General features: G+C 42.9%; 10 protein-coding genes. 5 read left to right on the forward strand and 5 right to left on the reverse strand.

Features of this window, described 5'->3' with window-relative positions; all coding sequences use genetic code 11:
* Positions 1 to 90 precede the first annotated feature (90 nt).
* Positions 91 to 930 carry a dihydropteroate synthase gene (folP, locus tag PN457_RS18240; RefSeq protein ID WP_271735024.1) on the forward strand — a complete coding sequence of 280 codons (840 nt, stop codon included), beginning with the start codon at positions 91 to 93 and terminating at the stop codon, positions 928 to 930.
* 51 nt (positions 931 to 981) lie between these two features.
* Here folP and PN457_RS18245 read toward each other — a convergent pair whose 3' ends face one another.
* The 4 genes from PN457_RS18245 to PN457_RS18260 form a co-directional block, all read right to left on the reverse strand.
* Entirely contained in the window at positions 982 to 1,818 is an 837-nt protein-coding gene (locus PN457_RS18245; protein WP_271735025.1) for an SPFH domain-containing protein, read from the reverse strand.
* A 143-nt stretch (positions 1,819 to 1,961) separates the two neighbouring features.
* Positions 1,962 to 3,605 (reverse strand): alpha/beta hydrolase, encoded by a 1,644-nt coding sequence (locus PN457_RS18250; RefSeq protein WP_271735026.1) that lies wholly within the window; start codon positions 3,603 to 3,605, stop codon positions 1,962 to 1,964.
* 102 nt (positions 3,606 to 3,707) lie between these two features.
* Positions 3,708 to 5,207: a polysaccharide biosynthesis/export family protein gene (locus PN457_RS18255; protein WP_271735035.1), complete on the reverse strand. Its 1,500-nt coding sequence runs from the start codon at positions 5,205 to 5,207 to the stop codon at positions 3,708 to 3,710.
* 228 nt (positions 5,208 to 5,435) lie between these two features.
* Entirely contained in the window at positions 5,436 to 6,302 is an 867-nt protein-coding gene (locus PN457_RS18260) for a zinc metalloprotease HtpX (protein ID WP_271735027.1), read from the reverse strand.
* Positions 6,303 to 6,751: 449 nt separating this feature from the next.
* On the opposite strand from PN457_RS18260, the gene PN457_RS18265 reads away from it, so the two are divergent.
* From PN457_RS18265 to PN457_RS18280, 4 genes are all read left to right on the forward strand, one after another.
* Positions 6,752 to 8,374, forward strand: a complete 1,623-nt coding sequence (locus PN457_RS18265; protein WP_271735036.1) for a cation:proton antiporter — start codon at positions 6,752 to 6,754, stop codon at positions 8,372 to 8,374.
* A 26-nt stretch (positions 8,375 to 8,400) separates the two neighbouring features.
* Positions 8,401 to 9,021, forward strand: coding sequence for a TenA family protein (locus tag PN457_RS18270; RefSeq protein WP_271735028.1), 621 nt, complete (start codon positions 8,401 to 8,403; stop codon positions 9,019 to 9,021).
* 91 nt (positions 9,022 to 9,112) lie between these two features.
* The gene (ilvD, locus tag PN457_RS18275; protein ID WP_271735029.1) at positions 9,113 to 10,804 is read left to right on the forward strand and encodes a dihydroxy-acid dehydratase; all 1,692 of its coding nucleotides are present in this window, start codon (positions 9,113 to 9,115) and stop codon (positions 10,802 to 10,804) included.
* A gap of 97 nt (positions 10,805 to 10,901) precedes the next feature.
* Positions 10,902 to 12,218 (forward strand): cytochrome P450, encoded by a 1,317-nt coding sequence (locus PN457_RS18280; protein WP_271735030.1) that lies wholly within the window; start codon positions 10,902 to 10,904, stop codon positions 12,216 to 12,218.
* Positions 12,219 to 12,240: 22 nt separating this feature from the next.
* Here the strand turns inward: PN457_RS18280 and PN457_RS18285 are convergent, their stop codons facing one another.
* Positions 12,241 to 13,416, reverse strand: coding sequence for an NAD(P)/FAD-dependent oxidoreductase (locus PN457_RS18285; RefSeq protein ID WP_271735031.1), 1,176 nt, complete (start codon positions 13,414 to 13,416; stop codon positions 12,241 to 12,243).
* Between the last annotated feature and the right edge of the window lie 523 nt (positions 13,417 to 13,939).

A 13,939-nucleotide genomic window follows, 5' to 3' on the forward strand; every position in this document is an offset into this window, starting at 1 on the left:
TTTATCTATAACGCTTTTTCCCTGGCGGGTCCGGGGAATGCGTGTATTGATTTTATTCTTAATGTTTGTTTTTTAACTGAAAATGTCTATATGTCCAGCCAGTTAATAATTCGCGATCGCTGTTTTGTGTGGGGACAGCGAACTTATTTGATGGGTGTTTTAAATGTTACCCCTGATAGCTTTAGCGATGGTGGTCTGTTTAATCATAGGGTTGGGGCTTTAGCACAAGCACGAGCCATGGTAGCTGCTGGCGCTGACATCATCGATGTGGGTGGTCAGTCAACTCGACCGGGAGCGGAGCAAGTCAGTCTTGTAGAGGAACTAGATCGGGTACTACCCATCTTGGAGGCTATCCGACCAGAAATTAGTGTGCCTATCTCTGTAGATACAACTAGAGCAGATGTAGCCAGGGCATCTATAGAAGCTGGAGCGGATATAATTAATGATATTTCCGGTGGTACATTTGATTTAGAGATGCTACCTACAGTTGCTAGTTTAGATGTGCCGATTGTCTTGATGCACATCCGGGGAACGCCCCAGACAATGCAACAAATGACTGATTATGAGGATTTGATGGGAGAAATTTCTAGTTTCTTAGCAAAACAAATTCTAGCAGCAACTAGAGCAGGGGTTGACATCGAAAAAATTATCATTGATCCCGGGATTGGTTTTGCTAAAAATCATGAGCAGAACTTAGAAATTTTGCGCCGATTGAGTGCATTCAAAGCTCTAAATTGCCCTATTTTAGTAGGAGCATCCCGGAAAAGTTTTATTGGACACATCTTAAACCAACCAGACCCCAAAGCACGGGTCTGGGGAACAGCAGCAGCTTGTTGTGCAGCTATTTCTCATGGTGCTGATATCTTGCGAGTTCACGATGTTCAGGAAATGCGAGATGTGTCACTGGTAGCTGATTTACTATGGCGATAAAAATGGTAATTGTGGTTTCTCCTTGTGCAAACTGCTGTCATCGCCTAGCTGTTACTTTGTTGGTGAGTTATTGCTACTACCTTCTTGAGCTATGGAGTCGGCAATCAACTGGTTATAGACTTCATTAGTTTTACTGGGGTCTATGAAGACAATTTTAGCATTATTACTCTCACCAAGTTTTTGGCTAGCCACGACATAATCTTGAGCAACAAGATATCTAAGAATTTCCCGGCTTTCAGGATGAGAACGTAAAGCTTCAGAAATTATCTGCATTGAGGTTTGAGTTCCCTGGGCTCTCTTAATAGCAGCGTCCCGTTCCCCTTCGGCTTCAAAAGCCAGGGCCCGTTTTTTAATTTCTGCTGCTCGCTCTTCTTCCATGGACTTTCGCACACTTTCAGGCGGTGTAATGCTTTGAAGATCCAAGCGCAGAATCTCCACTCCCCAATTTTGTGTTGTTTGATTTAACTGATTTAAAATGGCTGTGTCCATTTCCGCACGGGAGACATTGGTTTCTTCCACAGTGTTTTGGGCGATGATTTCCCGGAGTGTAGTTGTGGCTAGTTGTCTGAGAGACCCTTGGAGATCATCAATTTCGTAGAAACTTTTCACTATATCTCTAATGCGCCAAAACAGAACAGCATCAACTTCTAGGTAAATGTTATCTCTGGTGATCACATTTTGAGGTTTGATGTCTATAAACTGCTCCCGTATGGTATCCTCCATCACAATCTGATCTACCAAAGGAACAATAAAATTGAGTCCAGACCCAAGCTTGCGGTGATATCGCCCCAAGCGTTCTACTAGGGCTTCGTTACCTTGATTAATCAATTTTGCAGATCCTAAAGCATAGGCTATGAGCGCTAAGACTATGGCAATAATTGGCTCCATATGTTCTCCTATTCAGCCTTTGGGTAAATTTAGTGTAAATCATATGGTACTACCTTAGCCTGAGATTTGAGTTTTCATGTTGGGTATGTAATTTTATTAACAGGAATTATGTGATTTAATTGACATTAATAGGGGGAGGGTGATTATTTGATCAGCGAACTTAGCCAAGGTTTGATATTTTCTGGTAAATCAGAATTCAAACGGAGGGGGAGTGCTACTGTGGAAAGAGATTGGGCGTAAGCTGGTGTGAGAAATGGTTGGTAAATTTGGGCTTGTGGTGTGTGTTGTTTGATAAATGCTAAGGTGACACCGCGAATTAACTGACGTAATGAGTGGGTTTCTTCCCCTCGCTTTTCTCTCACGATCGCAGTGGCCCCACTCATGGGATATGCGGGGTCATGAATACTCAAGTGAGTACCACCAATGGCTGTTAACAGGTACTTAGAACCCTGGAGTTGGTTAAAGGGTATGATTTGATGGGTTAAGGCTGGAGTAAGTACATCTTCAGTTCCCGCTAAGATTAATACAGGTTTGGCAATTTTAGTCAGACCGTTTGTACCGAAGAGTTTACCAACCAGGGGATTGAGTGCGATCGCGCTTTGAACTCGCCGATCTTGTAAATCTAGTTTATTCTCTTTTAAACTAGCTGCTGCACACTGTAACCAATCACCCGGTGATTCGCCAAAGGAAAGAGAAGTTCTGCAGAACTGTTGTAATTCTTTGAGGTTGACTTCTCCACCAACTAAGGCTAAAGCAGTGTACCCTCCTAAAGAGTGACCAATGACAGTTACTTGGTTTGTATTCAGTTTTCCTTGAAGTTGTCCCGATTGAGTATTAAGTTTTTCTAATTCGTTGAGCAAAAAGCTGACATCTTTGGGGCGCTCAATAAATTCAGTAGCTGGTAGTAGTTGAGCCAAATTCATGTAATTTTCAGCCCGACTGATGGCTACAGAGTTACTACCAGGATGCTCAATTGCAGCAACGGTAATTCCATGAGAAGCTAGATGATGTGCTAAATAGCTCAAGAATTGACGGTTGGCTCCAAATCCGTGGGAAATGACAACCAGTGGCGCTGGGGTGTAACTTTGACTCGAATAAATGTCTACAGGAATGCTGCGATTTCGTTCTCTGTCTTGTAGGATCAGGGTTTGCTGCTCAACTGCATTTTTTCCTTTACTAGCAGGGTCAAAGGTTGGTTGAAAAAGCGGATGATTTTTTACTAATAATTGTCGTTCTAAGAAAAGCCCGAGGACTTGACTTTGTAATTTGTTAGCGTTTAGTTCTAATGCAATTTGCAGTGCTGAAGTTGCATCAACAGTAATATTTTTTTGGGGATAGGCGCGCAAAAAACCAATTACACTCAAACCGTTGACTTGACGTACAGACAGATAGAGGGCCGATTGAATTGTTTCTATGGTGCTATCTGGTATTGCTGTTCTCAAAGAAGTAATTAACTGTCTACCTTGTGGCGATCGCAATAGCTCCTCCACAAATTTATCTGCAAAAGCTGGATCTAATTCCAACCTTCTCTCCAGTAATTTACCTACTTCTGGCGTTAACACAAAGCTATATAGCTGTAAGTGTTCTGGTAGTTTCCCAGATTTAGCAAATTTCTCTAAGTCAGCGATCGCTAGTGACTGTTGAAAGACACCTAAACGGATAGTAACGGTTTCTGCTGCTGTGGCCAAGGGAATACTCACACCCCAACCCAGAGCGAGAGTGAAACTGCATAGTAACCCATTAAGCAAGGATATTGGAGGTGGGTGTTTCCTGAACCACGAGGACATAAGATAATCCCATTCAAAAAGTAGTTCAACTAGTTGACTACTAATATCGGGTTAAAGTTGCGCCCCAGGAAATAAAGCCCTGGGGAACACCACCCAATTGGCTTAAAAGAAACCGAATATAGCCCTGAAGATTCCCAACAAACCACCTAAAGGATTGATTACCGCACCAACACTGTCACCAGTTCGAGCCAAACCGGAACGGTTGACTATGACAACATCATTATTGCGGAGTATGGGATTACTCTCCTCATTAATTCCCGCAGACAAATCAACCTTGACTTCCCGCTTAGTTACAGAACCATTAGGGTTAAGGCGAACTAAATCCACCGTATTGGTTCTAGCTCTAGCATCATTAAATCCACCTGCAGCCAACAAGGCCTGATTCAAGGAGCTATTAGGCTGAATCTCTACTGCTCCGGGTCTTTTCACTTCCCCGACCACACCAACTTGAATTGTTGCGGGAGATAAAGTACTGGTAGCCAATTGAGTAGCTTCTGCAGCGTTTATCTCAGTGGCAGTAGGAATAAAAATTGTATCTCCGTCCTGGACAATAATGTCCTGATTAACATCACCACTCCGCAATAATTTCCAGAGGTCGATATCTATATTTTGTTCTGAGCCTGTCCTTGTCGGTCGGCGCAGCTTAAGATTACGAACATCAGCTTCTGATGTAATTCCCCCGGCCAATTGCAGGGCTCTCATCACAGTAGGTACTGCACCGGCTCCTTCGCCACCTGATCCAACTACATATGAACCGGGACGATTGACAGCACCAATGATGGCTACAGTCCTTGGTGTAGTAGGGCTGGCGGCAAAGTTCGCTGCAAACAGATTACGTGCTTCTGCGATGTTAAAATTGGTTGCAGTTGGCACAACAATAGTATCGCCATCCCTGAGAGTAATGTCCTGATCTATCCGACCTGTCTGGATTAGTTGCTGTAAATTCAGGTTGACAACTTGCTCAGAAGAACGTCCTCTTTTACGTATTAATTGCACTTGAGTAACATCTGCTGCCAAGGTTACACCCTGAGCTGTGGTCAGTGCAGCTAAGACAGTGGGGTATTGTACACCGGGATTATTGCCAGCGCCTCCTTGTAAATTCAGGGTATAAGCTCCTGGCCTTGTCACTTCTCCGGCGACCAAAATGTTGATTGGACGAGGTGATAACAGATTAACTGAAATGAGGGGACGCTTGAGAAACCGAGAATACCTCCGTGCTATTTCATCAGCAGCCTGTTCGGTTGTTAGACCGAGAACAGGTACACTGCCAATTAAAGGTAGGTTGATTGACCCTCCGGGTGGTACTTGATATTCGCCAGTATATTCTGGTACTTCAAATACGTTGACGCGAATTAGATCGCCGCCGCCTAGAGTATAATTGGTGTCTATTGGGATAGATGGTGATACTTGCTGTGCTGTGGGAATTATTCGTTCTTTATCCGCTGTTCCTGATTGTACCGAAGGAAAGATTGGTTGTGTTGTTTGTGATACTATTTGTCCCTGAGCTAGGCTCGCACTCGGCGCAGCAACATTGACAGTGGTTAATAAAGCCACACCTAACAATGGCTGGGTGAGGAATTTCAGCAAACCTTTGTTCATCATATTCACCTGAGACTCTGAGACTATAATTGCCATAGTACTGTCTAAATATTTCTATCTTGACTATAGTTAATTATTGAATTTCCTCAATTTAATTGCCTTAACATTCTCATTTTCCTAGAAGAGTGTACTTTTCCGGAGGCAGATTATTTTTTATCGTTAAATTTTCGGTTAAGTTAACATAAATTATTTGGAGAGGCAACTCTCCAAATAGTCTAGAATATCTTGAGTTTAAGGTGTTTTGAGTAGTTGCTGCTCTAATCTGAGCAATTCTTCAACTCGTGCTTCTGTAGCAGGGTGACTAGAGAATAAGTTACCCAGAAACTGACCGGAAATTGGATTAATAATTAATAACGGCTCAAAAGAGGGGTTAGCATTTAAAGGTAACTGTCTGGCTATAGATTCTAACCTTTGTAGCGCCCGAGCTAAAGCGCGGGGATTACGAGTCAATCTGGCTGCACCTGCATCGGCGGAAAACTCTCGTGTACGCGAAATTGCTAGCTGTATGATTGTAGCCGCTATGGGGGCAAGTAATACCGTTAACAAAATACCTAAAGGATTTCCACCCCTGTTATTGTCTCGTGAACCACCACCAAACCATAAACTATAACTCAACATTTGTGCCAGAAACGATATAGCCCCGGCAATTGTGGCTGCAACAGCTTGTGTGAGGGTATCACGGTTAACAATATGAGTCAATTCGTGAGCAATCACACCTTCAAGTTCGTCATCTGGTAACATATTCAAAATACCTTCGGTCACAGCCACGGCGGCGTGTTCTGGATCTCTTCCGGTGGCGAAAGCGTTGGGAGTTGGGCTAGGAACAACGTAAATTCCCGGCATGGGAATGTTGGCGCGATCGCTCAATTTCCGTACCATACCATAAAGTCCCGGTGCTTGAGCCTCAGTTACGGGCTGGGCGCGGTAGACTCGCAGAGCAATCTGGTCTGATTGATACCAGGAAAACAGGTTTGTTGCTGCTGCTAACCCAATTCCGATCATTAAGCCGCCAGTACCGCCAATTATCCAGTAGCTAATGGCAATCAATAAACCACTCAGAACAGCCAGCAAAGCAACGGTTTTTAATTGATTGTTCATAATTCTGCTCTCCCGCTCATGGTACATGAGTTTCTTTTGGACCACAGCATGACTTAGGTCGCACTTTAATTGTATCTAGCTCAAATGAGATTTTGATGCTGAAAACCCCTCAAGTAAGTAAGGTTTTACCGAACACAGGGGTAAGATATCCTTTGCTTATCCTTACTTAATTTAATAAGTGCATAAGTGCAGAATAATATTCACCACCATCTTGTTAAGAATACATATTGTTTGGGTTCTATGTGGTTAAAAATCACGTGATTCTGTTCATTGGTTTTAAAATATAAAATAGCTAATAAATATAAATGATAAACTTAAGTAATTATGGCGATAGGTCTAGCTTAAACTGCGTTTTATAAGGCCTAGACCTCCTACTATTCCGACTTTTTGCCGGAAGCGATGGCTTGATTTTAACTTAATGTCTACTTGCACCTTAAGAAGTCATGGCAATTTTAGCCAATGTATTGTGGATTTTGATCATGGGCTTTTTTGTCGGTCAACTGGCCCGGCGTTTGGGTGCGCCCCCTTTAATTGGGATGATGTTAGTGGGGATAATTCTCAGCCGCCAAGTGCTAAATGTTATTAGTCCAGAGATGCTGAATGCTGCTCCTGTTTTCAGAACTTTAGCAGTGATGATTATCTTGATGAAAGCAGGACTGGGGTTAGACCGCGACAAATTAGCTCAACAGGGAACAGTGGCGCTGCGGTTAGGTTTTCTACCAGCTACAACTGAGGCGATCGCCATTGCTCTTGCTGCTATGGTAATCTTTAACTTCGACTTTCTCACTGGTTTACTCTTGGGTTGTATCATTGGTGCGGAATCTCCAGCTGTCATCGTTCCGGGAATGCTGAGGCTAAAAAGTTTAGGACGGGGCGTTACTAAAGGCATACCCGATGCGATTTTAACTGGTAGTGCTTTATCTGATGTGCTGTTATTGCTAGTTTTTAGTCTATTGCTGAGTTTCTTGGGCGAGGGGGGCGTAATCGAGGTTCTTCCTGGGGGCTTTACCCTCACTCCCCTGCAACTGCTTCCACTGCAAATGATCATGCAAATATTACTGGGAATACTATTGGGTTATTTAGCAGCGCGGTTATTAGTTGTGGTGTTAGTCAAGCAGAATTGGACTCAAAACGCCGTTCAAGATACGATGATTACTGCCAGTATTGCCTTATTTCTAGTAATTGCTGCTGAGGTATTACCTTACTTCTCTGGTTATTTAGCAGCCATGAGTATGGGTTTCTTTTTAATAGAACTGGATGCACCCCTAGCCAGAAAGTTACGCGGTGGTTTTGACAGCTTATGGATAGTAGCTGAGATTTTTTTGTTTGTTTTATTGGGTGCAACTATTCAACTCCAAGTATTAGAAAAAATTCTTCTCCCTGGGATATTAATTTTAATGATTGGTTTACTTCTCGGTCGGTCGTTAGGCTGGTATCTTTCCACACTGGGTAGTAATTGGAATTGGCGGGAACGACTGTTTTTATTACCTGCAAACTCACCCAAAGCCACAGTACAAGCAGCCATTGGAGCAATTCCCCTAACTCAAGGGGTTACCGGAGGTGAGATTATTTTAGCGATCGCAGCCTTATCAATTTTAGTGACAGCACCTTTAGGCGCTTGGGCAACCATGACCTTTGCACCTAAATTATTACAAAGGGGAGAAGTTGATCCCACAAAAGTGACAATTGCAACACCAACCTTACTACTAGCAGCAGTTGATACATCAAGTTTAGCTACAGCAGTTTTAACAAAAGTAGCAGATTTAGCACGAAGGACTAACGGTGAAGTCATCGTTCTGCATATAGTTAATCTCCCCAATCAGCAAGAAATCATAGAACTAGAGTTAAAAACTAAACAATTATTATTGGATATCAGACATAAGTTTATAAATGTGACGGGAACAGTTCCCGAGGAAATTATTCGCATCGCTCAAGAGTATAATACTACTGCAATTATCATGGGAAAACGAGGACATCAACCATGGGAAAAAGTTATTATTGGCTCAGTATCACAAACAGTATTAGAAACCAGTCACATACCTGTAATTTTGGTAGAAAATATGAAAACTTAGTAATATAGACAACGTATCAATCACCAATGAATGTATCTGCTCAATTATGGGAAGCAAATCAAGATTTAGCACAAGCTTGTCTAAATCATCCTTTTATCGAAGGTATCGCCAATGGTACTCTGGAAAAAGCCAAATTTGCTCATTATGTTGGACAAGATGCTTTTTTCTTAAAAGCTTTTGCCCGTGCCTACAGTATAGCCGCAGTCAGAGCCAAGGAATGGGAAGACTTTACCACATTTCACGCTTTAGCTGATGGAGTTTTGGCAGAACTCAAGCTACATAAGAGCTATGCTACTAACTGGGGAGTAGATTTAAGTACGACACAACCTGGAAATGCTACTCGTCGCTATACTGATTTTTTACTAGCTACAGCCTGGAGTACTGATATAGGTGTGATAGCTGCAGCTATGTCACCTTGTATGCGTCTTTATAGTTTTTTGGGACAACAGTTAGGAGCTAATGGTATTCCTGATCATCAATACGCTGATTGGATTTCAACTTATAGTAATGCTGAATTTGAAGCACTGACACAACAATTAGAAAGTTTGGTAGAAAAATATGCTGCTGGTAATACCTCACTCTATCCGACTTACCGTTACGCCATGTTTTGCGAGTTAGACTTTTTTGAAGCCGTTTGGGCAAAATAACTGCTAAACATTTATCAAATATGCTATGTATACATGGGAAAATTAGGTAATACAATCGCAATACCAGCGATAATGGCACGGAAGGAAAAATATGTCAGATAATTTAAGAAGCCAAGTTGTCACCCAAGGGGTGCAGCGATCGCCTAATCGCGCTATGCTACGTGCGGTTGGTTTTCAAGATGAAGATTTTAATAAAGCCATTGTGGGGATCGCTAATGGCTACAGTACCATCACTCCCTGCAATATGGGAATTAATAAACTGGCGCAAAGGGCAGAAATTGGCGTAAAAAACGCCGGCGCTATGCCCCAAATCTTCGGTACAATTACCATTAGCGATGGTATCTCTATGGGAACTGAGGGGATGAAATATTCTCTGGTATCCCGGGAAGTTATCGCTGACTCCATTGAAACCGCCTGTACTGGGCAAAGTATGGATGGTGTCTTAGCTATTGGTGGTTGTGATAAAAATATGCCTGGGGCTATGCTAGCCATGGCCCGCATGAATATTCCTGCTATTTTTGTTTACGGTGGCACAATTAAACCTGGTCACTACAATGGTAAAGATTTAACCGTTGTCAGTTCCTTTGAAGCAGTAGGGGAATACAGCGCCGGTAAAATTGATGATGATGAACTGTTAGCAGTAGAACGTCAGGCCTGTCCCGGTGCTGGTTCCTGCGGTGGGATGTTTACAGCTAATACTATGTCCTCGGCCTTTGAAGCTATGGGTATGAGCTTACCTTATTCTTCCACAATGGCAGCCGAAGACGCCGAAAAAGCCGACAGTACCGAAAGATCAGCTTTTGCTCTCGTGGAGGCTATACGTAAGCAAATATTACCCCGGCAAATTATCACCCGTAAATCTATAGAAAACGCCATTTCAGTAATTATGGCGGTGGGTGGTTCCACAAATGCGGTTTTGCACTTTTTAGCGATCGCTCGCGCAGCTGGTGTAGAACTAACTCTAGATGACTTTGAAACTATCCGTGGACGTGTCCCTGTTATCTGTGATTTAAAACCTAGTGGTAGATATGTAGCCACAGACCTACACAAAGCCGGTGGAATTCCTCAAGTCATGAAAATGTTACTAGTGCATGACTTACTCCACGGTGACTGCTTAACTATCACAGGTAAAACCGTCGCCGAATTATTGGCAGATATTCCAGCAGAACCACGCAGTGACCAGGATGTGATCCGTCCTTGGGATAATCCTATGTATGCTCAAGGACATTTAGCCATCCTCAAAGGTAATCTGGCTACAGAAGGGTCTGTAGCTAAAATTACCGGAGTCAAAAAGCCCATCATTACCGGTCCAGCACGGGTATTTGAGTCAGAGGAATCCTGTTTAGATGCCATCCTCGCCGGAAAGATTCAGGCTGGTGATGTTCTGGTGATTCGTTACGAAGGTCCTAAGGGTGGCCCTGGTATGCGAGAAATGTTGGCTCCTACATCCGCGATTATTGGTGCTGGATTGGGTGATTCTGTGGGTTTAATTACTGATGGGCGTTTTTCTGGTGGTACTTACGGGATGGTAGTTGGCCATGTAGCGCCAGAGGCTGCGGTTGGTGGTGCGATCGCTCTTGTGGAAGAAGGTGATAGTATCACTATTGATGCTTCCCAACGCCTATTGCAGTTAAACGTACCAGATGAAGAACTAGCCCGGCGACGTGCTAACTGGCAACCCTTACCCCCCCGTTATACTAAAGGTGTACTGGCTAAATATGCCAAGTTGGTATCTTCTAGCAGTGTAGGCGCAGTGACGGATTTAGATTTGTTTCATGATTAGTGATTAGTTACAGTCAGATGAGAAAACAATTCAGATTGTTTTCTCATCTAATAAATGTTCTGTGCATTCTGCCCATATTTGTTGACTAAACTAGATAATGAAAGACACTGTAAATCCTCCCGGAAGTTTTGGTTTACCGGTCATAGGCGAGACATTTTCCTTCATTCTTGACCCCGCCAATTTTGTCACCCAGCGCTACCGCAAACATGGGTCTATATTTAAAACTCATCTTTTGGGTAAACCGACTGTGGTGATGGTAGGGCCAGAAGCAATTGAGTTTCTCTTATCGAGTCACAGGGAATATTTTTCCTGGCGTGAAGGCTGGCCTGATAATTTCAAGACCTTGTTAGGTGAATCACTTTTTCTCCAAGATGGAGAAGAACACCAAAGAAATCGTCGCCTCATGATGCCAGCGCTACATGGTGTAGCCCTCACTAATTATGTGAGTACTATGGAGAGTATAACATATAATTATTTGAAAAAATGGGAAAATCAAGGGGAATTTACCTGGTTTACAGAATTTAAAAAGCTGACCTTTGATATTGCTAGCCAGCTATTATTAGGTACTGATTCTGTTTCCCAAAATAGTCGATTCAGTCATTTATTTACAGAACTAACCAATGGTTTATTTGCCATTAATCCACTCATTTTACCATTTACTAAATTGGGAAAAGCTGTAGCAGCCCGCGATCAAATTCTACAGCATTTGGCGCAAGTTGTTAAAGCACGTCAGCAACATCCTGGCCAAGACGCTATTAGTTTGTTAGTTCACTCAAAAGATGAGGATGGTAATAGTTTAAGTGAAACAGAACTTATTGCCCAAGCAGTACTGCTACTGTTTGCCGGACATGAAACTACCACCTCAATGCTAACTTGGTTATGTGTAGAATTAGCTCGTCATCCAGAAATATTACAACGCGCCAGAGAAGAACAATTCCAACTTTTAAGTAAAGGTGCTTTGAATTTAGAAGAACTTGGGAAAATGCCATATTTAGATCAGATTTTATCGGAGGTTGAAAGAGTTCATCCGCCAGTTGGTGGTGGCTTTCGTCGTGTTGTCAAGGATTATGAGTTTAATGGATTTCATGTTCCTGCAGGTTGGCAAGCTTTATATTCTATATTTGCAACTCATCACCTCGAAGCAATTTACCCCAACCCAGAACGGTTTGACCCAGACCGCTTTAGTCCCCAACGCCAAGAACACAAACAATATCCTTATAGTTTAATTGGTTTCGGTGGTGGTCCACGGGTTTGTATTGGCATCGCCTTTGCCAAAATGGAAATGAAAATAGTTGCTTCTCATCTTCTGCGTAGCTATTATTGGGAAATATTACCTAATCAAAGTTTGGATGTGGTGAGAATTCCTACCAATCGTCCCCAAGATGGATTACGGGTTCGGTTCTGTCCCTTGTAGAATAGCCACCAACCCAGCATTCCTAACGCCCAGGGGACAACTGAGTAATAATTTGATCTTTTTTACCAGCGACAAAATCGGCAAAGCGCCGCGCTAAAGGCGGTATAATTACCAATGGGTTACTAAAACCGGAAAAAACATGAATACCCTCAAATCCTGGAATAGCACCAACTAAGGGTAGGCGATCGCCACTAAAAGCCACTAAGCAATGATGCCAAGTTCCTGGTAAGTTGGCTAATGGAGGTAGTACTTGCTGAATACTGGTTCTTAGCCATTTTTCGCTTTCCTGTGCATTTATTTGGGCAAAAGGGTCTGTGAGGACTCGGCTAATTTGACCCAGGCGCAAACTACCATCTTGAAATTGAATCGCACCTACATCTAAAATCGGCGGCACTGGTTCTTTGGTTGTGTCTTGCCACAAGGCTTCTATTTTACTAGATTCCGCTTCTAAGTCAAACCTTTGTAAATTTGCGGGCATTACTAAGGTGTTTAATTTCAAGTCAACAGGTGGTGTTTGAATTACTTCTGCATGGGTAAAATACAGCTTGATGGGGATACCTGCTAATTTTAGCAGTTGTCGGCTGAAGCCCCCGGCACAAATTACCACGTTGTCACAGTGGTAAGTTTCAATGGTTGTGCGAACACCTGTCAACTTAATTCCGGTGTCAGCAGATGAGACGGTCTGGAAATCAATCACCTGCGCAATTTCCATTTCACCCCCAGCACGGAGGAAGGCTTGGATATAAGCTTGGGTTGTTTTGTGGGGGTTAATGTGACCATGTTTCACAGTTAGAGCACCAGCGATGGAGTGTGGGTTAAGTACTGGTTCCAACTCGCAAGCCTGTTTGATATCGAGTAACTGAGGGGGAATACCAACATGACTATAGGATGCAGCGGTTGCTTTTGGGTCTTGATCGGCGGCGATGGTTAGTAATAAATCTATTTCCCGCAACTCGGTTTGAGCTTCTAATTCCTGGTTCAAATTCTGGTAGACGGCGATGGACTCTTGACATAGTTGGCGCGTTAGGGGTGTAGTCCCAGACCAATAAGCCAACCCACCATAACTATAGCGAGTGGCATTCTGGGCTGTTTGGTGTTGCTCTAACAAAAGCACGCTCCAGCCTATTTTACGCAGTTCGTAGGCGATCGCCGCCCCCGTAATTCCCCCCCCGACCACAATCCAGTCATAGTTATTCATGGATTTAAACCTGATTTTGATTGTCAGTCATATATATAGTCATCCTATTTGACTTGAGAAATTATCAGTGAGGAAAGGGAACACCGGAACACCGGAACACCGGAACACCGGAACAGAAATTGTTCATGAATCATTTAGGATTGCTATATATACAATATCTGGCATTGAGGACTGAAAATAGGAATAACTCAGGTAAAGCCCCAGGGGAAGACCCAAGAAAAAACCAGGTGTTGAGATTTGAGATTCACACAGAAGGGGCAAAAAGCGCTCGGAGCAAGGGAAAGAAGCCGGAGTATGTGACCTAAAAAAAAAGTTTGTCAAACCCCTTGACGAAACCAGATAGAATAGATATATTAAATAAGTGCCAAGGCGAGAGCCGAAAACACCTGAACCGAGAAAACAAAATACTTTGAAAGTTAAAGAATAACCAATCCTCGTCAAGAAGATTTAGTTTGGGTAGAGAAACCCAAGGTTAATCAAAAATTATAACAGGAATCCGCAATAAGAAGTTATTCGGAGACCA

The sequence above is a fragment of the Anabaenopsis arnoldii genome (assembly GCF_028331025.1).
In the GTDB taxonomy this organism is placed as follows: Bacteria; Cyanobacteriota; Cyanobacteriia; order Cyanobacteriales; family Nostocaceae; genus Anabaenopsis; species Anabaenopsis arnoldii.